Raw genomic sequence first — 20,771 nt, 5'->3', positions numbered from 1 at the left:
GGTCCTCCGTGTCGTAACTCGTGCGTGCGTACGGCCTTACGCGGCCGCGAGCTTGGCGGCCGAGTCCGCGTCGACGCAGGCCTGGATCACCGCGTCGAGGTCGCCGTCCAGGACCTGGTCCAGGTTGTACGCCTTGAAGCCCACGCGGTGGTCCGAGAGGCGATTCTCCGGGAAGTTGTACGTGCGGATCTTCTCGGAGCGGTCGACGGTGCGGACCTGGCTGCGGCGGGCGTCGGCGGCTTCCTTCTCCGCCTCCTCCTGCGCCGCGGCGAGCAGCCTGGAGCGCAGGATACGCAAGGCCTGCTCCTTGTTCTGCAGCTGGCTCTTCTCGTTCTGGCAGGAGGCGACGACTCCGGTGGGGATGTGCGTGATGCGCACGGCGGAGTCGGTGGTGTTGACGGACTGCCCGCCGGGCCCGGAGGAGCGGTAGACGTCGATCCGGAGGTCGTTCGGGTTGATCTCGACGTCGACCTCCTCGGCCTCCGGCGTGACAAGGACACCGGCCGCAGAAGTATGGATCCGGCCCTGCGACTCGGTCGCGGGGACACGCTGCACGCGGTGCACACCGCCCTCGTACTTCAGCCGCGCCCAGACGCCCTGGCCGGGTTCGGTCGCGCCGTTGCCGCCCTTGGTCTTCACGGCGACCTGGACGTCCTTGTAGCCGCCGAGCTCGGACTCGGTGGAGTCGATGATCTCGGTCTTCCAGCCGACGCGCTCGGCGTAGCGGAGGTACATGCGCAGCAGATCACCGGCGAACAGGGCGGACTCGTCGCCGCCCGCCCCCGCCTTGATCTCCAGGATGACGTCCTTGTCGTCGGACGGGTCCCTGGGGACGAGCAGCAGGCGCAGCTTCTCGGTGAGCTCGTCGCGCTGCTTGTCCAGCTCCTTGACCTCGGCGGCGAAGTCGGGGTCGTCGGCGGCCAGTTCACGCGCGGTCTCGATGTCGTCGCCGGTCTGCTTCCAGGAGCGGAACGTGGCGACGATCGGGGTGAGCTCGGCGTAGCGCTTGTTCAGCTTGCGCGCGTTGGCCTGGTCGGCGTGGACCGACGGGTCGGCGAGCTTCTTCTCCAGGTCGGCGTGCTCGACGACGAGTTCCTCGACGGCCTCGAACATTTTTGGCTCCTGATACTGCTACTGCGTACGGAAGGGAAGGCGGGCGACCAAAAACGCCGGTCCCGGGCACGCCCTCGTCGGGGCGTGGCCGTGGACCGGCGAAATGGGGCTCGCTACTTCTTGGAGCCGGCGGCAGCCTTGCCGAAGCGGGCCTCGAAGCGGGCCACACGGCCACCGGTGTCGAGGATCTTCTGCTTGCCCGTGTAGAACGGGTGGCACTCGGAGCAGACCTCGGCACGGATGGTGCCGCTGGTGATCGTGCTACGGGTGGTGAACGACGCGCCACAGGTGCAGCTGACCTGCGTCTCGACGTACTCGGGGTGGATGTCGCGCTTCAAGGTGTCTCCTAGATTTCGGGAGGGCACCGGGTCGCCTTCGCGGGCTTGCGGGGCGTGAACCGGGGCCGACGTACCAGTCTGCCAGGACTGACCGCATACCCCAAAACCGGGGGCTTCGGTGATCTATTCCCTGCGGGCGCGCGGGGGTCGAGCGCGCAGTTCCCCGCGCCCCTTTACAGGGGCGTCAACCTGAGCGCCCCTTCAGGGGCGCGGGGAACTGCGCGCCAAGCCCCCACCGAGCCGCACCTTCACAACGACGTCACGACGCCCTTGGCCTGCCCCGTCGCCGTCCCCTTCGTGGCGGACGCCGGGATCGGCGCGTCGTTCTTCAGGGCCTTCCAGACCAGCTTGGCCTTCGCCTCGGCCACGATCACCCGGTTCGGGTTCGCCGGGTCGTACTCGACCGGCATCGTCACCATGTGCATGTTCTTGGAGCTGATGGACTTCAGGCCGTTCGCGAAGCCGATCAGCGAGTTCACCGAGCCGATGCCGGAGTCGGTGGTGACCGTCTTCGTCGCGGTGTCGGCCAGGTCGTACAGCTTCTTGGGGCTGGTGAACACGCCCACCTGCTTGACCTGCTCGATGAGGGCCTTGACGAACGCCTGCTGGAGCTGGATGCGGCCCAGGTCGGAGCCGTCGCCGACGCCGTGCCGGGTGCGGACCAGGCCGAGGGCCTGCTTGCCGTTCAGCGTGTGCGTGCCGGCCTTGAGGTCGAGGTGGCTCTCCCGGTCGTCGATCGCCTTGGTGGTGGTGACCTCGACCCCGCCGAGCTCGTCGACGAGCTTCTGGAAGCCCGAGAAGTCGACCTCCAGGTAGTGGTCCATGCGGATGCCGGTGATCGACTCGACGGTCTTGACCGCACAGGCCGCGCCGCCCGTGGAGTACGCGGAGTTGAACATCACGCCGGTCGCGGCGGAGTGGGTGGTGCCCTGCGCGTCGGTGCAGGAGGGGCGGTCGATCAGGGTGTCCCGGGGGACGGAGACCACGGCGGCCTTCTTGTGGCCCTTGTAGACGTGGATGATCATCGCCGTGTCGGACCGGGCGCTGCCGTCGTCCACGCCGCCGCCGAGCTTCTTGTTGGAGCCGGAGCGCGAGTCGGAGCCGAGGACCAGGATGTTCTCGGAGCCGTTGTCGACCTTGGTGGGCCGGTCGGTGCCGAGCGCCTGGTTGATGTCGACGGTCTTGAGGTTGCCGTTGAGCTTGAAGTACAGGTAGCCGACACCGGTGCCGCCGAGGACGAGGATGCCGGCCGCCGTCCAGGCCGTGACGAGCAGCGCCCTGCGGCCCTTGCCGGGGGCCTTGCGGCGGCGGCCCCGGCTGCGGCGGCCCGGGCCCTTCGTACCGGCCTCGGGTATGCCCGGCTCCGGCGTGCTCTCGGCGGACATGGGCTCCTCTGTTCTCGTACGACTGCTCGGTTACCCCCTGCTTTCAGGGTCAGGTCCGGCGTACCGGGATCATCGGCACGTATCAGGACCATCGTCGCTCCGCCTGGTCAGACGGCGAAACTCGGGAAAGGGTTGCACAACGCAGTGTGCCCACCGCGTGGAGCGATGGGCACACTGAGTGACCGGACATCATCGGGTAAGTAGGGCGAACCCCCGCTCACCAGGTATGTCAGCCGAAGATGTCGTACTGCTGGAAACCGGTACCGAGCGACTTCCTTGTGCCGAAGATCTCACTGGTCGCCTTGCCGGTGCCCGGGTAGAGGTACAGCGTGCCGCCGGTCGTCCGGGCCAGCAGGTCGGCCTTGCCGTCGCCGGTCAGGTCGCCGACCGCGGCGAGGGTGTTGAAGCCGGTCCAGGCGGAACGGACCTTCACCCGGGCCGAGAAGAGGCCGGTGCCGGACTTGCCGGTGCCCTTGTAGAGGTACAGGTCGCCGCCACTGCTCTTGCGGGCCAGCAGGTCGGCCTTGCCGTCGCCGTTGAAGTCCCCGACACCGCGCAGCTGGTTGTACTGGCTCCAGCCGGTCCCGATCTTGACGCGGGCGGCGAAGGTGCCGTTGCCCTTGCCCGGGTACAGCCACAGCACACCGCTGGAGTCCTCGGACAGCACGTCGGGCAGGTAGTCACCGGTGAGGTCACCGGGGATGACGATCGCCTTGCGGGTCTTCCAGCCGGAGAAGATCTTCGTCGTGGTCCAGGCACCGTCGCTCTGGTCGCTGTTCAGCACGAAGTGGTACCAGTAGACGTCACCGGAGGAGGCCACCCGGTAGACGAAGTCCTGGAAGCCGTCCCGGTCGAGGTCGGCCTGCAGGACGGTGTTGACGCCACTCCAGTCGCCCACGGAGGTGCGGGAGGCGAGCGAGGTGCCCTTGGAGTCCAGCTCGTACCCGACCTTGGTCGACGACTTGCGGGCGAACAGGTCGGCCTTGCCGTCGGTGTAGCTCAGGTTGCTGTCGGCGATCTGCGCGTAGGCGGCACCGACGTAGGTGCTGACCTTCGTGAAGACGCTGTAGGCGCCCTTGGCGACACAGTTCTCGACGCCCCAGGAGACCACGCCGACGATCCGGCCGCCGACGACCAGCGGGCCGCCGGAGTCGCCGTTGCAGGCCGAGGTGGTGCCGGTGTCGGAACCGGTGGCGGCCTTGCCGGCGCAGACCATGTGGCCCTTGACGTAGTCGCTGCCGTAGCCGCCCGTGCAGGTGGTGTCGGACTGGATGGGCAGCGTGGCCGTCTTCAGGGTCTCGGAGATGTCGTCCGAGGTGGAGCTGGTGCGGCCCCAGCCGTAGACCTTGGCGCTGGTGTTCGCCTTGTAGGAGGCCGTGTCGGTGTTCGTCGTCAGCCGGATCGGCGTGGCCTTGACCGGGGCGGCCAGGGTGAGCACGGCGACGTCGTTGTTGGGGACGCCCCTGCTCGACACGGTGTACGACGGGTGGTTCCACTGGCGCAGGACGGCGGAGACGGTGCCGCCGTGCAGGTTGTCACTGCCGTCGCTGTTGGTGGTGGGCAGCGAGGCGGTGCCCGTGATGACCACGGACTCGGTGGTGCTCCACTTGAAGGCCTTGACGCAGTGTGCGGCAGTGAGGATCTTCGTGGGCGAGATGACCGAGCCGCCACAGAAGAAGCCGACGTCGTCGCTGGTGCTGGTGGTGTTCTTGTCGTCGAAGTACCAGAGCTGGGCCATCCAGGGCGCCGAGGCGATGGTGGTCGTACCGCCACCGATGATCTTCGGCGAGACGGCGGAGCCGCTGCTCGACGCCTTCGTCGTGGTGGTGGTGCCGTTGACGGCGGCGACGGCGTCGGCGGCGCGCTGAGCCAGTGCGGCCTGCGACGGTGTGCTTGCGACCGGCTTGGCCGTCGGCGTCGGCAGAGTGGCAGCGCTGGCGGAGGTAGAGATCAGTGCCGCCGTGACGGCGGCGGCGATGCCGGCCGCGGCCACGGGCAGCGCGAAACGTATCCGGCGTCTGTGGCGACCGCTCCCGGACATGGGTGTACCCACCTAAGTCCCCCCTCGGGATCAGGAGTTCCTGAATCGGCCACTTGGCCGAAGGGCGCGATCGTACATCGGAGAGGGAAACGCGAAGCACCGCCCCCCGCAGGACGCAGGGAGCGGCGCTTCGCCCGGTTCCGGGAGGGTGGTGACCGGTCGTGCGGTGCCTCCGGTCAGGTTCGCCCACGGCATCGCGTAGCGGGAGCCGTGGGCGCCGGGACCGAAGGGCATACCGGTGTACAGCAACTGCCCTGGATCAGCGTCCGGTTGACGTTGCCGCGACCGACCCCTTTACCTCGGCAAAGCAGCGGCAAAAGGAGCCGGATTGTTCTGACCGGAATCAATGTTCTGGGCGTGACAGCGCAAAAAGGCCGCCCCCTGCGGCTTGCAGGGGGCGGCCTTTTTCTTTGTTCTACGACTTCGCTCAGTCGCCGTTGCCCGGCGTCGGCGTCGTCTTCTGGATCTGCATCAGGAACTCGATGTTCGACTTCGTCTGCTTCATCTTGTCGAGCAGCAGCTCGATCGCCTGCTGCTGGTCGAGCGCGTGCAGCACCCGGCGCAGCTTCCAGACGACCGCCAGCTCCTCGCTGCCGAGCAGGATCTCCTCCTTACGGGTGCCGGACGCGTCCACGTCCACCGCCGGGAAGATGCGCTTGTCGGCGAGCTTCCGGTCGAGCTTGAGCTCCATGTTGCCGGTGCCCTTGAACTCCTCGAAGATCACCTCGTCCATGCGGGACCCGGTGTCCACCAGGGCGGTGGCGAGGATGGTCAGCGAGCCGCCGTCCTCGATGTTGCGGGCCGCACCGAAGAAGCGCTTCGGCGGGTACAGGGCGGTCGAGTCGACACCACCGGACAGGATGCGGCCGGAGGCCGGCGCCGCCAGGTTGTACGCACGGCCCAGACGCGTGATCGAGTCGAGCAGCACGACGACGTCGTGGCCCAGCTCCACCAGGCGCTTGGCGCGCTCGATCGCCAGCTCGGCGACCGTGGTGTGGTCCTCGGCCGGGCGGTCGAAGGTCGAGGAGATGACCTCGCCCTTGACCGACCGCTGCATGTCGGTGACCTCTTCCGGACGCTCGTCGACCAGGACGACCATCAGGTGGCACTCGGGGTTGTTGTGCGTGATCGCGTTGGCGATCGCCTGCATGATCATGGTCTTGCCGGTCTTCGGCGGGGCCACGATCAGACCGCGCTGGCCCTTACCGATCGGCGACACGAGGTCGATGATGCGGGTGGTCAGCACGCCCGGGTCCGTCTCCAGGCGGAGGCGGTCCTGCGGGTAGAGCGGGGTCAGCTTGTTGAACTCCGGGCGACCGCGGCCGTGTTCGGGCGCCATGCCGTTGACGGAGTCGAGGCGGACCAGCGCGTTGAACTTCTCGCGGCGCTCGCCCTCCTTCGGCTGCCGGACCGCGCCGGTGACGTGGTCGCCCTTGCGCAGGCCGTTCTTGCGGACCTGGGCGAGGGAGACGTACACGTCGTTCGGACCGGGCAGGTAGCCGGAGGTCCGGATGAACGCGTAGTTGTCGAGGATGTCGAGGATGCCCGCGACGGGGATCAGGACGTCGTCGTCGGCGAGCTGCGGCTCGGAGCCGCCGATCTCGTCACGGCCACGACGGCCACGGCGGTCCCGGTAACGGCCGCGCCGGCCACGGCGGTCACCGAACTCGTCGTCGTCCTGCGGACCGGCGTTGCGGTCCTGACGGCCGCCGCCCTGCTGCTGCGGCTGCTGCTGCTGGCGGTCCTGCCGGTCCTGGCGGTCCTGACGACCGCCCTGGCCGCCCTGGCCGCCGCCCTGCTGCTCGTCGCCCTTGTTGCGCCGGTCGCGGCCGCGGTCACGGCGGTCGCGGCGGCCACGGCCGTCGTCACCGGCGTCGGCCCTGGCCTCGCCCTGCTGCTGGGGCTGCGCGGGCGTCTCGGCCTTCGGCTCGGTCCTCGCCTCGGCGGCGATGGTCTCGGCGCCGGTGGCGGTGGGGCTGCCGGCCTCGGCAGTGGCCCGGCGACGGCGGCGCTCGGTCGGGGCGTCGTCCCCGCCGCGCTCGGCCTCGCCCGTGCGGGAGGTACCGCCGGCCGGCTGGCCGGGGATCTCGATCTGCTGCTGGGCCACGGCCTTCTCGGCGGGGGCCTCGGCGGCCTGCTCCGCCTTCTTCTCGGCGGCCTCCTCGCCCGTACGGGCCTTGGAGGTGGCCCGGCGCTTCGGCTTGGTCTCGGTGGCGGTCTCGGCCTTGGCGGGGGCTGCCCCACCGGCCTGCGCCTCCTTGATGACCTCGATCAGCTGGCTCTTGCGCATACGCGCGGTGCCCCTGATGCCGAGGCCGGATGCGACCTGCTGAAGCTCGGCCAGCACCATGCCCTCGAGGCCGGTACCGCGGCGCCGCCGGGAGCCGGCACCGGTGGCAGGCGCGGAGGCGTCCGTGGCGGGCGCGGCAGCGGTCTCCTCGACACGTGCGCCCATCAGATCGGTGGTGTCGCTCACGAAGGGTCCTTCCCTGGAGCGGACGTCGGCCTGTCTGGCTCGGCGACCGGTTGTGCTGTCCGGCTTCGGTCCTTGCTGTGTGGACCGTGCCGGGGCGGTGGTCCGCCTAAGCGGCGGAGAGAACTTCTGATGACGGCGCTTCCTCAACCGGTGGCACCCGGTGTCACGAGGCGTGGTAGCACCAATTCCGGAGCGGCCCAGCGGCCCTCTCAGTGCCCGGGTACGGCGTACTGCCCAGGTACGTCATACAGAACGCTGAGTGGCTTGGGAGACTCCCGGAAGAATGTCCGTCCCCGACGGGGACACGATGCACCTCGCCATGGTGGGGTCGGGTGCAGACTTGAGGTTAACACTACCGGATCCAACAAACATTCCCCCTCTCCAAATCCGGCAATCGTGCGCGTCACATGTCGCTGGAAGTGTCATTGGCGGGTGCGAGCGGAAGCACACTCGCACCCTGGACATCGAGGTTGAGCCGGTTGGCGGCCCAGCCCGGACCCGCCAGGGCCTGCACTTTGTCGGCACTGCCGACGTCGGCGAGCGCCATCACGGTGGGTCCCGCGCCCGAGATCACGGCGGGGATGCCGTCGGCGCGCAGCCGCTCCACCAGGGCGGCGCTCTCCGGCATGGCGGGGGCGCGGTACTCCTGGTGCAGACGGTCCTCGGTGGCGGGCAGCAGCAGCTCGGGGCGCCGGGTGAGGGCCTCGACGAGCAGCGCGGCACGGCCCGCGTTGGCGGCGGCGTCGACGTGCGGCACGGTGCGCGGGAGCAGCCCGCGCGCGGTCTCGGTGAGAACCGGCTTCCCGGGCACGAAAACCACCGGAACGATGGAATCGTTGGGCTCCATCCTGATCGCCCGGGCGGCGCCGGCCTCCATCCAGGAGAGGGTGAAGCCGCCGAGGAGGCAGGCCGCCACGTTGTCGGGGTGGCCCTCGATCTCGGTCGCGAGCTCCAGCAGGGCCGCGTCGTCGAGTCTGCCCTCGCCGCCTATGGTCACGGCCCGTGCGGCCACGATGCCGGCGCAGATGGCGGCGGAGGAGGAGCCGAGGCCGCGGCCGTGCGGGATGCGGTTGGCGCACACGATCTCCAGGCCGCGGGGCTGTCCGCCCAGCAGGTCGAAGGCGGTGCGCAGGGAGCGGACGAGGAGGTGGCTCTCGTCACGCGGCAGCGTCTCGCTGCCCTCCCCCGCGATGTCGATGTGCAGCCCTGAGTCGGCCACCCGGACGACGACGTCGTCGTAGAGCCCCAGCGCGAGGCCCAGGGCGTCGAAGCCCGGGCCGAGGTTGGCGCTGGTGGCGGGGACGCGCACCCGGACGGCGGCGGCGCGGAACGCTGGACCGGCCATCGCTCGATGACTCTCCTTGAGCTGCGTGATGGTCGAATGACATTCGATAGGTACGTGAGGGACCCTCGGGCCGTGGAGACGGCGCGGCACCGCGCCATATGCGGAGGCATATGCAGCGGGCGGGTTCGGTACAGCCTATCGAAGGAAGGTTCTGTGGCGACATAGGGCGCACAGGAGGCGCACGATGCGTGTCGTAAGCCCCCTGTGCCCCCTCCTTAGGGAGTTCCCTGTGCAAGACGCCACAGGTTGCCCGCCGGTTGCCCGGCGAGGCCTCCACTAGACCTCCAGGCGAGGCCTCCAGGCGGGACCTCTATGCGAGGCCGAGGCGCTCCGCCGCGGCGGCCGCGTCGACCGGCACGGTGACCGGCTGCGGGGCGCCGGCAATGGCCCAGTCGGGGTCCTTCAGGCCGTTGCCGGTGACCGTGCAGACGATGCGCTGGCCGGGGTCGACCTTGCCCTGCTCGGCCGCCTTCAGCAGACCGGCCACCGACGCGGCCGAGGCGGGCTCCACGAAGACACCCTCCTGCGCGGCCAACAGCCGGTAGGCGCGCAGGATCTCACGGTCCGTCACCTCGTCGATGAAGCCGCCGGACTCGTCCCGGGCCGCGAGCGCGAACTGCCAGGAGGCGGGGTTGCCGATCCGGATCGCGGTGGCGATGGTCGAGGGGTCCTTGACGATCTCGCCGCGCACGATCGGGGCACTGCCGGAGGCCTGGAAGCCCCACATCCGGGGCGTCCCGGTGGAGATGCCGTCGGCGGCGTACTCCTTGTACCCCTTCCAGTACGCGGTGATGTTGCCCGCGTTGCCGACCGGCAGGACGTGGATGTCGGGCGCGTCGCCGAGCATGTCCACGATCTCGAAGGAGGCCGTCTTCTGGCCCTCGATGCGCACCGGGTTGACCGAATTGACCAGCGCCACCGGGTAGTTCTCGCTCAGCTTGCGGGCGAGGGTGAGGCAGTCGTCGAAGTTGCCGTCGACCTGGAGGATCTTCGCGCCGTGCACGAGGGCCTGGCCCATCTTGCCGAGCGCGATCTTGCCCCGCGGCACGAGCACGGCGGAGACCATCCCGGCGCGCACGGCGTACGCGGCGGCGGAGGCGGAGGTGTTGCCGGTGGAGGCGCAGATGACCGCCTGCGCGCCCTCCTCCTTGGCCTTGCTGATGGCCATGGTCATCCCGCGGTCCTTGAAGGACCCGGTCGGGTTCGCGCCCTCCACCTTGAGGTGGACCTCGCAGCCCGTGCGCTCGGAGAGCACCTGCGCGGGCACGAGGGGCGTGCCGCCCTCGCGGAGCGTCACGACCGGCGTGGTGTCGGACACCGGGAGTCGGTCCCGGTACTCCTCGATGATTCCGCGCCACTGGTGGGTCATTGCTGGTTACTCTCCTTCAACCCGCATGATGCTGGCGACACCCCGCACGGTGTCGAGCTTGCGCAGCGCCTCGACGGTCCCGGACAGGGAGGCGTCGGAGGCCCGATGGGTGACGACGACGAGGGAGGCCTCGCCGTCCTTGCCCGTCTGCCGCACCGTATCGATGGAAACCCCGTGCTCGGCGAACACGGTGGCGACCTGGGCGAGAACACCCGGTTTGTCGGCGACGTCGAGGCTGATGTGGTAGCGCGTGACGACGTCGCCCATCGGCGACACGGGCAGGGCGGCGTACGCCGACTCGCCGGGCCCCGTTGCCCCGCTGAGCCGGTTGCGGCAGACGGCGACCAGGTCGCCGAGGACCGCGGAGGCGGTCGGGGCGCCACCGGCGCCGGGACCGTAGAACATCAGCTGCCCGCTCGCGTCGGACTCCACGAAGACGGCGTTGTACGCGCCGCGCACGGAGGCGAGCGGGTGGGTCAGCGGAATCATGGCGGGGTGCACGCGGGCCGTCACCGAGCCGCCGTCCTCGGCGCGCTCGCAGATGGCGAGCAGCTTGATGGTGCAGCCCATGTTCTTGGCGGAGGCGAAGTCCGCCGCGGTGACCTCGGTCATTCCCTCGCGGTAGACGTCGTCGAGGCGGACCCGCGAGTGGAAGGCGATCCCGGCGAGGATCGCGGCCTTGGCGGCGGCGTCGAAGCCCTCCACGTCGGCGGTCGGGTCGGCTTCCGCGTATCCGAGCGCGGTGGCCTCGTCGAGGGCCTCCTGGTACCCGGCCCCGGTCGAGTCCATCTTGTCGAGGATGAAGTTGGTCGTCCCGTTGACGATCCCGAGCACCCGGTTGACCTTGTCGCCGGCGAGGGACTCGCGCAGCGGCCGGATCAGCGGGATGGCGCCCGCGACGGCGGCCTCGTAGTAGAGGTCCTTGCCATGCTGCTCGGCGACGGCGTGCAGGGCGGCCCCGTCCTGGGCGAGCAGCGCCTTGTTGGCCGAGACGACCGACGCGCCGTGCTCGAAGGCGGTGGTGATGAGCGTACGGGCGGGCTCGATACCCCCGATGACCTCCACCACCACGTCGATGTCGCCGCGTTTGACGAGGGCGGTGGCGTCGGTGGTGACCAGGCTCGGGTCGATGCCCTCACGGACCCTGGAGGGCCGTCGTACGGCGACACCGGCCAGCTCGATCGGAGCGCCGATCCGCTGGGCGAGGTCGTCGGCGTGCGTCGTCATGATGCGCGCCACCTCTGAGCCGACAACCCCACAGCCCAGCAGCGCCACCTTCAGCGGACGCGTACGCATCATCCGACCTCGTTTCCTCATACCGTCTACGGTTGCACCAGTCTCACTCACCGGACGGGAGTTTCTACCCTTCGTCCGGATCGTGAGACATCTATTTCATTCTGTGAGGATGGCAGACAGGAGATCTTCCATCCGTGTCATCCGACGTCGAGACGGAGCAGGTCCTCCTCCGTCTCCCGCCGGACGATCACCCGGGCCGCGCCGTCCCGCACCGCGACGACGGGCGGCCGCAGCACGTGGTTGTAGTTGCTGGCCATGGAACGGCAGTAGGCGCCGGTGGCCGGTACGGCGATGAGGTCACCGGGTGCCAGGTCGCCCGGCAGGAACGCGTCCTTCACCACGATGTCCCCGCTCTCGCAGTGCTTGCCGACGACCCGGGCGAGCATCGGCTCGGCCGCACTGGTCCGCGACACCAGAGCGACGCTGTACTCGGCGTCGTACAGCGCGGTGCGGATGTTGTCCGACATGCCCCCGTCGACCGAGACATACGTCCGCAGCCCGTCGAGGGGCTTGATGGTGCCGACCTCGTAGAGCGTGAAGGCGGTCGGCCCGACGATGGCCCGGCCGGGCTCCACGGAGATCCGCGGCGTCCGCAGCCTGGCGGACTCGCACTCCCGCGTCACGATCTCGGTGAGCGCCTTGGCGATCTCGTGCGGCTCGCGCGGGTCGTCGTCGCTCGTGTAGGCGATCCCGAGCCCGCCCCCCAGGTCGATCTCGGGCAGCTCGACCCCGTGCTCGTCCCGGATGTCCTTCAGCAGCCCCACGACCCGGTGCGCGGCGACCTCGAACCCGGACATGTCGAAGATCTGCGACCCGATGTGCGAGTGGATGCCGATGAGCTCCAGCCCGTCCAGCTGCAGCGCCCGCCGCACGGCCTCCGCGGCCTGCCCCCCGGCCAGCGGAATCCCGAACTTCTGGTCTTCATGAGCCGTGGCAATGAACTCGTGCGTATGCGCCTCGACACCCACGGTGATACGAATCTGCACCCGCTGCCGCGTACCGAGCTCCTGCGCGATGTGTGCGACCCGCACGATCTCCTGGAACGAGTCGAGCACGATCCGTCCCACGCCGGCCTCGACGGCCCTGCGGATCTCCGCCTCGGACTTGTTGTTGCCGTGGAAGGCGATGCGGTCGGCGGGCATACCGGCGGACAGGGCGGTGGCCAGCTCGCCACCTGAACACACGTCCAGATTGAGCCCTTCCTCGTGCAGCCAGCGCACGACGGCCCGCGACAGGAACGCCTTCCCGGCGTAGAACACGTCGGCGTCCGGCCCGAAGGCGGTGCGCCAGGCGCGCGCCCGGGCCCGGAAGTCGGCCTCGTCGAGGACGTAGGCGGGGGTGCCGAACTCCTCGGCGAGGGTCTTCACGTCGACCCCGCCGACGGAGACGACCCCGTCGGCGTCACGGCTGACGGTCTGGGCCCACACCTTGGGGTCGAGGGCGTTGAGGTCGGTGGGCGGAGCGGCGTAGTGGCCCTCGGGCAGGACATCGGCGTGCCGGGGTCCGGCGGGGTGTGCGGAACGGCTCATTGCTCTTCTGGCGCTCTCTTCAGAGGTGATCGGGTGCGTCGATGCCGAGCAGGGACAGGCCGCCGGCCAGCACCGTCCCGGCGGCTTCGGCGAGGGCGAGCCGGGCACGGTGGGCGACCGAGGGTTTCTCCTCGCCACGGGGCAGCACGGTCGGCAGGAACGGCAGGACGGCGTCGGCGACGGTGACGAGATGCCGGGCGAGCCGGTCGGGGGCGCGATGGGTGGCCGCGCCGGTCAGAATGCGGGGGTAGTCGGCGAGGGCGGTGACAAGCCCAGCCGGGGCGTCGGGAACGTCGCCGACCACGGCACCGAACCCCAGCCGCCCCGCCCCCCGCCCGACGGCCCGCACCCGGGCGTGCGCGTACCGCACCCGGAACAGCGGATTGCTCTCCCGCTGCACGAGATGGTCGGCGGTGATCCTCGGCCGGTCGTGCGCCGCCGGATGCAGCAGCGCCCACTGGGCGGCGTCGGCCCCGAGCGGGGCGGGGTCCTCGGGCGCCGGCACGGGCCGCAGGCTGACGGGCTCCCCGTGCTCGACCTCACCGCGCCCGCCCTGCGTCGCGACGATTCTCACCACCGCGTCGGCGACGACCTCGGCCCGGACGTCGTACGGCACCCGCAGCGCGACCACCTGCCCGGCGAGGACGTCACCGTGGCCGTACGCACCCCCGAGCCCGCGGATCTCCGCCACGAGGGTGGCCGTCGGCGAGGTCGCGGAACTGAGGGAGATGTTGAGAAACCCCGGCCCGCTGACGACGACGTCCTCGACGCCGGCGCACTCCACGAGACGGGGCACCAGGATCTCGGCGACCCGCAGCGGCGGCTGTCCGGCGGGCCGGGCGAGCTGCAACGCGATGTTGGTGGCGTAGTCCCCGCATCCGCCGGGCCCCGGCGGCGTCACCACGACCCGCTCCGGCAGCTCCGGCACGGCGACCCTGAGCTCCCCGTCGTCCACAGCACGACGCACCGCGCGCAGCACGGTACGGGAGAGCTCGACGGGGGTCACGGGACAAGCGTAGGGGAGGAGGGGGGTGGGTAGGCGAGTTGGTCGGGGTCGGGGTCCGGGATGTGGACGGGTGGGTCATCCCGCCCGCGAGGATCTCGGACCGTCACCGCGTCCGCCGGGATCACCGACAGGCGGCCGAGCGGATCCCGGGAACATCCGCGGATCCGCCGGTGTCACGGATAGGCGGGGTTGCCCCCGGCGCGCTCCCCCGAGAAGTGGACCTCGTCGCCCACGCCCTCCGCCTCCCCCGCCCCGCTCCCGCCGGCACGCCGCCGCTCGATCAACTCCCGCACCATCTGCACGAGTTCAGCAGGCTCGAAGGGCTTGGCGAGAAACGCGTCGACGCCGACGTCAAGACCGGTCTCGACCTCGTACTGCGTACAGGCACTGACGATGGCGAGCGGCAGATCATGAGTCCGGGGGTCGGCACGGAGCTGGGCGGCGGTCCGCAGCCCGTCGAGCCGGGGCATGACGACATCAAGGGTGATCACATCGGGCCGCACCCGATGAACGACATCCAGACACTCGGCACCGTCGGCCGCGGTCACGACCTCGATACCCTCCAGTTCGAGATTGACCCTGATCAGCTGCCGGATGACCTTGTTGTCGTCCACAACAAGCACCCGCCCCGACGCCCCTGGCACAACTCGAGAGTAGGTCCGGACCGGCCACCGCGTCCGCGTTTTCCCGACTTCCGCCCCGTGCGGGGGAGCACCCCCGGAAACCCGTTCCTGATCACCCCGACCGAGCTGGTAGTGTTCTACCCGTCGCCGCGAGCAACAGCTCAACGCCAGACGCCCCCGTAGCTCAGGGGATAGAGCAACGGCCTCCGGAGCCGTGTGCGCAGGTTCGAATCCTGCCGGGGGCACTCCGGGAAAAGCTCCTGACCTGCAGAAATACAGGTTGGGAGCTTTTGCGTTCTCGTCAAAACGCACACGGTCTTTTGACCGTTGCTCCTTTCGGTGCACACACCGCTCCACATGCTGTGGATAACCCCTTCCATTGACGGATCTCTGCAGGTCAAAGGCGCACGACCGAGCGTTGGATCGCGCCGCTCACCAGCAAATGCCGTCCGCTCCGCATCGCGGAAGCCCAAGCGCTGGCGTCCGGGCAAAATGACCCGTGACCTGCCTCGATGTGACTGAAAGTACCCGAAAACGCACACGGTCTGGTGGGTCGTTGCCGTGACCCTTCGGCGCAGGGGTACAACGCGGAGTACCTACTCGTCAGGGCTACCTGCTCGTGCCTCCCGAGATCCACTCCATCAGATCTGAGGCGGCGACCTCGCCCTCGTCTTCCAGGCCACATGCTGATGAAAGACGATCTTCAGAGGCCTCAGCCGCGGCCGAAGGGGTCTTCGTGGATGCCGGCCAGCCCGTCGCCCTCGTCATCGGGCAGGCCGACGGTCACCACTCACGAGGCGCGTACTGGCTGGACGCAGGCACCTCAAGCAGGCCCTGTTCTGCGAAGACCGCTGTTCCCGTCCCGCCACGGGTTGGCCAAACCAGCTCGCCTCGGCAATGCCTCACGGCGCTGTGACCCGCCGGGGCCTTCTCGATGGGGTGCGGAGGAGGCCCGCCAGAACGCGTCAGCCACCGCACTGAAATCGGGGTGAGTCGGGCGGTAGTTGTGTGACATGGTCAGGTACATGAAGAGGATCACGAAAGCGTCGCTCGTCACCCTCTCGGCCGCCATCGTGGCCTTGGGGCAGACGGGAGCCGCACACGCCGTTGCCCCCCACTGGAACAAGACCAAGAAGTGCCACCAGAAGGACCTGGACGGGCGGAACGTACCCACCCGTCTCGGCAACAGCGAACTGGGCTGGGCGCACTTCTCCAGCAACCACAACATCCGCACCTGCCGCATCGTCAACGCTCCCCTGAACGGCAAGGCGGACAAGAACGACGGCAAGGGGGGCCTGGAATACTGGGGTTACGCCTTCGACGGTACGCACCCCCAGGTGAAGATCATCGTCAAGGCGCAGGTCACCCGCCGTACGCAGGACGATCGGTACGACGCCGGAAGCGGACAGATGATCGGCGTCATCACCGCCTACTGCAAGGGCATGAGGAAGTGCCCCAACTGGATGAACCAGTCCGCCGCCAAGTTCAAGCGCTGAACAGGGAGACACCCGCAATGACGCCGTGGGAAGTGGCCGTGGCACAAGCCGACGTGACCGGCCACCTGATCCTCTACACGCAGGCACCGATCGTGAAGAAGATGCGCGTCCGCGGCGTCCTCCCGAGTCCCGGCGGGACGCCGGCCGTGCGGATCGCGCTCGGCCGGCGGAAGGCAACCGTCACCGATCTCCTCACCATCTACGAGATCCCGCTCTTCCGGCAGGACGAGGTACTGCTCCCGTGGGAAGCGGTCAGCCGCGTACGACACGAGGCCGGCGAGGTGCGCTTCTACTCCGGCGGCCAGGTGGACCACGTCCTTGATACCCCGCTGATCAGGCTCGCGGAGGACATGCCCGCCGAGGAGCTGCCGGAGGACCGGGCGCACACACTGCTGACCGCACTGAACTGCCCGGTTCCGGGCTATGAGGAGCGGGAGAAGGCCGAGTCACTGCTGGTCGGCTTCCTGTACCGGAGCGAGGGCCGGATGCGGCTGTACGTACGCCATCAGGGGGACTCCGACGTCGTGGCCTGCGACGTCCGGCTCGCGGAGGCAGGGCCGGCCGTGATCGCAGAGGTGTTCTCCCGCTCGCAGGAGCGGGAGCTCTTCGAGGAGCCGGAGGACGATCCGCACTGCACGGCCGTGCTGGACCTGACGCACTGAGCAGATCAACATCGCGTGAGGATCAACGGGAATCCACCGGCCGAAGACCAAGCCGGTGGATTCCCGCGTGGACCCAATCCATTCCAAGTGAGGGCAGTTCGCAGCTCGCACCGACTTGAGAGAAACTCCATCGACCGAACTCTCCGTAGCGAGGATCATGGCGGGATGGCTGCGTACCTCTACGACCGGCCGGTGACCGAGGACGAATACCGCCAGCGCGTCCGGCGGCACCGTCCCAGCGCACTGCTGCCCCTGATCGCCGCAGCGGCGGCCCGCTACGGCACACCCGAGCGGCCACAGCCCTGGCTGAAAAGCCCGTCGATGAAGTACACGCCCTGGGCTCTGGCGGACGCGGCCCGCGTCTGCCTGGCCTACGGCACCGAGTACCAGCGCTCCGACGCCACTGAGCGTGACCTGCTGGAGATCCTGACGGCGTACTCCAGCCTGAAGGAACCCACCCTGCACGGCACGGACGAACCCACCATCCGCCTGCGGGACTTCATGATGCGCCTGGGAGGCGAGCAGGGAGCCTGGCAGGACCCGGAGTTCAACAGTCTCGCCCGTACCGCGGCGCTGTACCTGCACACTCCGTTCCCCGAACACCGGCAACCCCGTTGCATGGTCCCGGGCTGGGACACCGAGGTGTTCGGCTGCCCCCTGCCCGACTACGTCGGCGCCGCGCAACTGCTCTGGGGATGCGCCCTCTTCAACGCCGGTCGGTTCGACCCCGCGATCTTCGACGGCCCGGACGGGGAGAGGTTCAACCGGGCGGTCAGCCGGGAGACGGTCCTGCGTGTCGTCGAACGGCATTTCGCCGCCGACGTGGCTTCTGTCAAGGCAACCGAGAAGCAGACCGTAGAAAACTTGGCGAGAGTGGCCGGTGGCAAAGCAGCCCAGCTGCGGCGCTTCGGGTACAACCCGCTGCTGGGTCGGCCGGCGGTCAGCGGATTCGGCCCCGGCCTGCTGTGCCCCTCACCGCAGCTGGTATGGCGCAAGGCGACCCCAGCCGGCATCTACCACACGGGACGCGAGCACTTCGGAACCGGCTTCCTGCGGGAGACCGGCTACCTCTTCGAGGAGTACGTCGGCCGCCAGCTCCGCCTGATACCGGAGGCCGAGGTCATCGGCGAGATCACTTACAGGGTCAAGCGCGACGAGCTGCTCAGCGTCGACTGGATCGTCGTCCTCGACGACCTCGTGCTCCTCGTGGAGGTCAAGTCCATGATGCCGACCGAGAACGCCCGGCTCGGCCTGGAAGACGGAGTGGCAGAGACCGACGCCAAACTGGCCCGCGCCTACCGTCAGGTCAACACCACCTCGGCCCGGATCGACCAGCGTAATCCGGCATTCGCCCGCATTCCGGCCGACCGGCCGCGTCAAGCACTGATCGTCACCCTGGAGCCGTTCCCCATCGCCAACGCCAACCTGCCCCACGAGGACCTGCCCGTCCCCGATATCCCGACTACGGTCGTCGGCGCCCAGGAGCTCGAACGCCTGGTGACCCTGACCGACATCACTCCCAGCTCGCTGCTGCTGGAACGGGCGGCAGACCCCCAGCGCTCCACCTGGGCGCTCAACGAATGCCTGAACGGGCGCGAGAACTCCCTCAACCCGATCCTCGTCCAGGGGTGGGCGTCCTACCCCTGGGCCAGCGGCCGACTGGAACAGGGGCCAAGGACCGCCCTCTGAGCTGTGGCGATGGGGCAGTTGGGGCCGGTGGCTGGTTCGCGGAGCGGGCTCACGAGTACGGCTGCTCGTCCTGTGCTCCTATGGGCCCGTCGGCGACTCCCGTCGTGGGCCGCCGCCGATCAAACGGCACGGATACGTAGGCATCCATGCCCGCTGCGGCCAGGGGATGGAGGGGAGTCGCCTCAAGATCGCCGTGCAGGCGCAGCAGTACATGGTCGTCACCGACCAGGCAGTCGGTGAACGGAAGGGTGTGGGACAGAAGGCGGGCGAAATCGTCGCAGGCCGCTCGGATGTCCACCTTGTCGAGGCCGAGCCAGACGTGCAGCGTGCCGTCCTGAACCGTCAGCTCGACGTCGATGCGGGTGCCAGCCGCCTCGGCGGCTTCGCCGCACCACGTCAGGGTCTCGTCCAGCGCGCCGAGGTGGACCGGAAGCGGGCGGAAGACGTCCTGACGCATGTCGTCGCGGACCGTGACGCCGGTGGTCAAGCTCGACTGCCGCACCAAATGGGACATTTCATTACTGCGGGACATGCGCGGGACGACGGGACCAACAGTCCGTCAGGTAACCCGACGGCCTGCGGAAACGTCTGCGAACCGGCTGGCATCCGGAGCCGCGTGCACAGGTTCGAATCCTGCCGAGGGCACCGGAATCAAGGCCCTGAATTGCAGAAACGCAGTTCAGGGCCTTTCTTGTGCGTGCCAAGACGCACACCCGGCTCTGCGAAGACCGGTGCGGCAGCGTCTCGTTCGGCCGCCGCGGCACCGGGTACGGCTTCACGCGGCGAACGCGGCCAGCGCCTCGCTCCGCTCCCGCCGGGTCGGGGCGAACCGACCGACCCAGTGCGTCTGCGCAGAGTTCACGACGAGGGCGTACCAGCTGATTCACCTGCTTCCGGGACCCGCAGCGAACTCAACACCCCGGATAGGGATGATCCGGGCCGCCCGCACACCCGCACCGCCTACTCGCCGTCCCGCCGGTCTGCCTGCTCTCCGGCCCTCAAACCCTTCGGCCCGCTGGTCCGTCCGTCGGCCAGAGGGCTGGGCCGACAATCCGCGCGGCCTCGCCGCGGAGGTCCTCGATTGCCGTCAGCGCCGCCTCACGCTCGGCGTTGATCCTCGCACCCCGCTCCGTGAAACCGCCGAGCGACTGCTCCACCAGGGCGATCCACGCGCTCAGGTACCGCGTGCCGGCGTCGGTGAGGGCCTCCCGCTGTGCGCGTGCCTGTTCGGCGAAGTGGTCCCTGATCTCCTGCCGCCGCTTGTTGACCGCCATCCACTCGCCCTGCTCCTGCGCGACGCCCGCCAGGTCCGTCAGCGGCCCCATGACCGCCAGCGCCCACTGCACCTTGCCCGCCGCACCCGCCACTCTTCCGGCCGCCTTGGTCTTGCCCCACGGCTTGAACTTCCCCGCCCCGTCGGTGACTTTGCCACCGGCGTCGAGGATCTTCCGTCCCACCCCGTGCTTGCTGAGCTTGTCCACGACGGCAGCGGCCGCGCTTCCCGGCCCGTGGCCGCCGTCCTTGACCTTCCCAAGCCACTCCACCGCCTTCGCGGCGCCCGCCTGCGCGCCCTTCTTGGCCGCCTCCTTGACCCCCTGAGCCAGCGGGGACGCTTCCTTCGGCGCCGCGACGGGCGTCGTCCCGAGGGTTTCGAGGTCGCTCGCCCAGAGATCCGGCTCCGGCACATGGGTTCCGTACTCGGCGACCAGCGCGTCGAACGCCGTCCGCACCGACGAGGAGAACCTCGCGTCGAAGTCTCCTCCCGTGTCCTCCAGTTCGTCCCGCACGGCACGGGCGACGCGGTCGGGGACGGCGCTGTCCTTGTCCGAGACCCCGGCGGCGGCTCTGCCTCCGGCCGCCGTGATCCTGTCGGCGACGACGCCGCTCTCCCTGTCCAGGGCGCTCAGCACGAGTTCCCTGGCGGCGGTGACCGCTTCCCCGGCCTTCCGCGCGGTCCGCACGGCACCGAGATCCTCACCGTCCGCGCGGCGGCGATGTCCGCGGACCGCGCCTCGAACCGGGCCTCGGCCTGGTCCGTCACCGCCTCCGTGAACCGGTCCGACCACGCCGTCAGCTCGTCGAACAGCTCGTCGAGGCGGGCTGCGGCCTCGGTCGTGCTCGCGCCCGCCCACCGGTCCTGCGCCCGCCGTACCCGGAGGATCTCGCCGCTCACCGCCTTCGCCGCTCCGGCCAGGGCCCCCGCCGCGTGGACCACCGCCGTCGCGGGAGGGGGAAGGGCGGACTTGGGGACCCCCTTGGCGACCACGGACCCCAGGAGGGCCCTCGCCGCCCCCTTGGCAGCCGCCGTGCCGAGAGTCGCGGCCTGCGTCTTGAGGTCGGGACGCGGCCGTACCCGCGGTCGCGCGGCGTCTGCGTGATCCGGGACGTCCGCCGCCGTGCGCA

17 protein-coding genes and 1 tRNA gene are annotated in these 20,771 nt (G+C 69.5%); 4 read left to right on the top strand and 14 right to left on the bottom strand.

Features of this window, described 5'->3' with window-relative positions; genetic code table 11:
• Nucleotides 1–36: 36 nt before the first annotated feature.
• The 11 genes from prfA to ABZ887_RS18520 form a co-directional block, all read right to left on the bottom strand.
• Complete coding sequence (prfA, locus tag ABZ887_RS18570) at nucleotides 37–1,113, bottom strand: peptide chain release factor 1 (protein ID WP_361290217.1); 1,077 nt, start codon at nucleotides 1,111–1,113, stop codon at nucleotides 37–39.
• 113 nt (nucleotides 1,114–1,226) lie between these two features.
• Nucleotides 1,227–1,451 (bottom strand): 50S ribosomal protein L31, encoded by a 225-nt coding sequence (gene rpmE, locus ABZ887_RS18565; protein ID WP_062155333.1) that lies wholly within the window; start codon nucleotides 1,449–1,451, stop codon nucleotides 1,227–1,229.
• A 248-nt stretch (nucleotides 1,452–1,699) separates the two neighbouring features.
• Nucleotides 1,700–2,836 (bottom strand): LCP family protein, encoded by a 1,137-nt coding sequence (locus ABZ887_RS18560; protein ID WP_361290214.1) that lies wholly within the window; start codon nucleotides 2,834–2,836, stop codon nucleotides 1,700–1,702.
• Between the two features lie 229 nt (nucleotides 2,837–3,065).
• Nucleotides 3,066–4,877, bottom strand: a complete 1,812-nt coding sequence (locus ABZ887_RS18555; RefSeq protein WP_361290211.1) for a trypsin-like serine protease — start codon at nucleotides 4,875–4,877, stop codon at nucleotides 3,066–3,068.
• A gap of 427 nt (nucleotides 4,878–5,304) precedes the next feature.
• A complete protein-coding gene (gene rho / locus ABZ887_RS18550) occupies nucleotides 5,305–7,353 on the bottom strand; it encodes a transcription termination factor Rho (RefSeq protein WP_361290208.1) in 2,049 nt (682 codons plus the stop codon).
• A gap of 403 nt (nucleotides 7,354–7,756) precedes the next feature.
• Nucleotides 7,757–8,698: a homoserine kinase gene (gene thrB / locus ABZ887_RS18545; protein WP_361290205.1), complete on the bottom strand. Its 942-nt coding sequence runs from the start codon at nucleotides 8,696–8,698 to the stop codon at nucleotides 7,757–7,759.
• A gap of 310 nt (nucleotides 8,699–9,008) precedes the next feature.
• Nucleotides 9,009–10,067, bottom strand: coding sequence for a threonine synthase (gene thrC / locus ABZ887_RS18540; RefSeq protein WP_361290202.1), 1,059 nt, complete (start codon nucleotides 10,065–10,067; stop codon nucleotides 9,009–9,011).
• A gap of 6 nt (nucleotides 10,068–10,073) precedes the next feature.
• Nucleotides 10,074–11,366: a homoserine dehydrogenase gene (locus ABZ887_RS18535; RefSeq protein WP_361290199.1), complete on the bottom strand. Its 1,293-nt coding sequence runs from the start codon at nucleotides 11,364–11,366 to the stop codon at nucleotides 10,074–10,076.
• 134 nt (nucleotides 11,367–11,500) lie between these two features.
• Nucleotides 11,501–12,892 (bottom strand): diaminopimelate decarboxylase, encoded by a 1,392-nt coding sequence (gene lysA / locus ABZ887_RS18530; protein WP_361290196.1) that lies wholly within the window; start codon nucleotides 12,890–12,892, stop codon nucleotides 11,501–11,503.
• Between the two features lie 19 nt (nucleotides 12,893–12,911).
• Nucleotides 12,912–13,898 (bottom strand): ArgS-related anticodon-binding protein NrtL, encoded by a 987-nt coding sequence (gene nrtL / locus ABZ887_RS18525; RefSeq protein WP_361290193.1) that lies wholly within the window; start codon nucleotides 13,896–13,898, stop codon nucleotides 12,912–12,914.
• 173 nt (nucleotides 13,899–14,071) lie between these two features.
• A complete protein-coding gene (locus tag ABZ887_RS18520; RefSeq protein WP_361290190.1) occupies nucleotides 14,072–14,542 on the bottom strand; it encodes a response regulator in 471 nt (156 codons plus the stop codon).
• 152 nt (nucleotides 14,543–14,694) lie between these two features.
• Between ABZ887_RS18520 and ABZ887_RS18515 the strand changes: the two genes are divergently transcribed.
• The 4 genes from ABZ887_RS18515 (at nucleotide 14,695) to ABZ887_RS18500 (ending at nucleotide 18,368) form a co-directional block, all read left to right on the top strand.
• Nucleotides 14,695–14,766: transfer RNA gene (locus ABZ887_RS18515), tRNA-Arg, on the top strand.
• Nucleotides 14,767–15,546: 780 nt separating this feature from the next.
• The gene (locus ABZ887_RS18510; protein ID WP_361290187.1) at nucleotides 15,547–16,017 is read left to right on the top strand and encodes a hypothetical protein; all 471 of its coding nucleotides are present in this window, start codon (nucleotides 15,547–15,549) and stop codon (nucleotides 16,015–16,017) included.
• A 17-nt stretch (nucleotides 16,018–16,034) separates the two neighbouring features.
• Complete coding sequence (locus tag ABZ887_RS18505; protein ID WP_361290184.1) at nucleotides 16,035–16,679, top strand: hypothetical protein; 645 nt, start codon at nucleotides 16,035–16,037, stop codon at nucleotides 16,677–16,679.
• A 165-nt stretch (nucleotides 16,680–16,844) separates the two neighbouring features.
• Nucleotides 16,845–18,368, top strand: coding sequence for a hypothetical protein (locus tag ABZ887_RS18500; RefSeq protein WP_361290181.1), 1,524 nt, complete (start codon nucleotides 16,845–16,847; stop codon nucleotides 18,366–18,368).
• 49 nt (nucleotides 18,369–18,417) lie between these two features.
• Here the strand turns inward: ABZ887_RS18500 and ABZ887_RS18495 are convergent, their stop codons facing one another.
• From ABZ887_RS18495 to ABZ887_RS18485, 3 genes are all read right to left on the bottom strand, one after another.
• Nucleotides 18,418–18,855 carry a hypothetical protein gene (locus tag ABZ887_RS18495; RefSeq protein WP_361290177.1) on the bottom strand — a complete coding sequence of 146 codons (438 nt, stop codon included), beginning with the start codon at nucleotides 18,853–18,855 and terminating at the stop codon, nucleotides 18,418–18,420.
• A gap of 511 nt (nucleotides 18,856–19,366) precedes the next feature.
• A complete protein-coding gene (locus ABZ887_RS18490; RefSeq protein WP_361290174.1) occupies nucleotides 19,367–20,329 on the bottom strand; it encodes a hypothetical protein in 963 nt (320 codons plus the stop codon).
• The gene (locus ABZ887_RS18485) at nucleotides 20,272–20,634 is read right to left on the bottom strand and encodes a hypothetical protein (protein ID WP_361290171.1); all 363 of its coding nucleotides are present in this window, start codon (nucleotides 20,632–20,634) and stop codon (nucleotides 20,272–20,274) included. Before ABZ887_RS18485 ends, ABZ887_RS18490 begins: the two co-directional genes overlap by 58 nt.
• Nucleotides 20,635–20,771 lie beyond the last annotated feature (137 nt).

The organism is Streptomyces sp. NPDC047061 (assembly GCF_040643955.1).
In the GTDB taxonomy this organism is placed as follows: Bacteria; Actinomycetota; Actinomycetes; order Streptomycetales; family Streptomycetaceae; genus Streptomyces.
The sequence above is the reverse complement of the archived record's forward strand: the minus strand, read 5'-3'. Positions and strand labels throughout refer to the sequence as shown.

Excerpts from the sequence above, each read along its gene's own strand:
- ABZ887_RS18555 (WP_361290211.1), bottom strand. The coding sequence starts at position 4,877 with ATGTCCGGGAGCGGTCGCCACAGACGCCGGATACGTTTCGCGCTGCCC.
- ABZ887_RS18505 (WP_361290184.1), top strand. The coding sequence starts at position 16,035 with ATGACGCCGTGGGAAGTGGCCGTGGCACAAGCCGACGTGACCGGCCAC.
- lysA (WP_361290196.1), bottom strand. The coding sequence starts at position 12,892 with ATGAGCCGTTCCGCACACCCCGCCGGACCCCGGCACGCCGATGTCCTG.
- thrC (WP_361290202.1), bottom strand. The coding sequence starts at position 10,067 with ATGACCCACCAGTGGCGCGGAATCATCGAGGAGTACCGGGACCGACTC.
- ABZ887_RS18560 (WP_361290214.1), bottom strand. The coding sequence starts at position 2,836 with ATGTCCGCCGAGAGCACGCCGGAGCCGGGCATACCCGAGGCCGGTACG.
- ABZ887_RS18500 (WP_361290181.1), top strand. The coding sequence starts at position 16,845 with ATGGCTGCGTACCTCTACGACCGGCCGGTGACCGAGGACGAATACCGC.
- ABZ887_RS18510 (WP_361290187.1), top strand. The coding sequence starts at position 15,547 with ATGAAGAGGATCACGAAAGCGTCGCTCGTCACCCTCTCGGCCGCCATC.
- prfA (WP_361290217.1), bottom strand. The coding sequence starts at position 1,113 with ATGTTCGAGGCCGTCGAGGAACTCGTCGTCGAGCACGCCGACCTGGAG.
- ABZ887_RS18535 (WP_361290199.1), bottom strand. The coding sequence starts at position 11,366 with ATGATGCGTACGCGTCCGCTGAAGGTGGCGCTGCTGGGCTGTGGGGTT.
- thrB (WP_361290205.1), bottom strand. The coding sequence starts at position 8,698 with ATGGCCGGTCCAGCGTTCCGCGCCGCCGCCGTCCGGGTGCGCGTCCCC.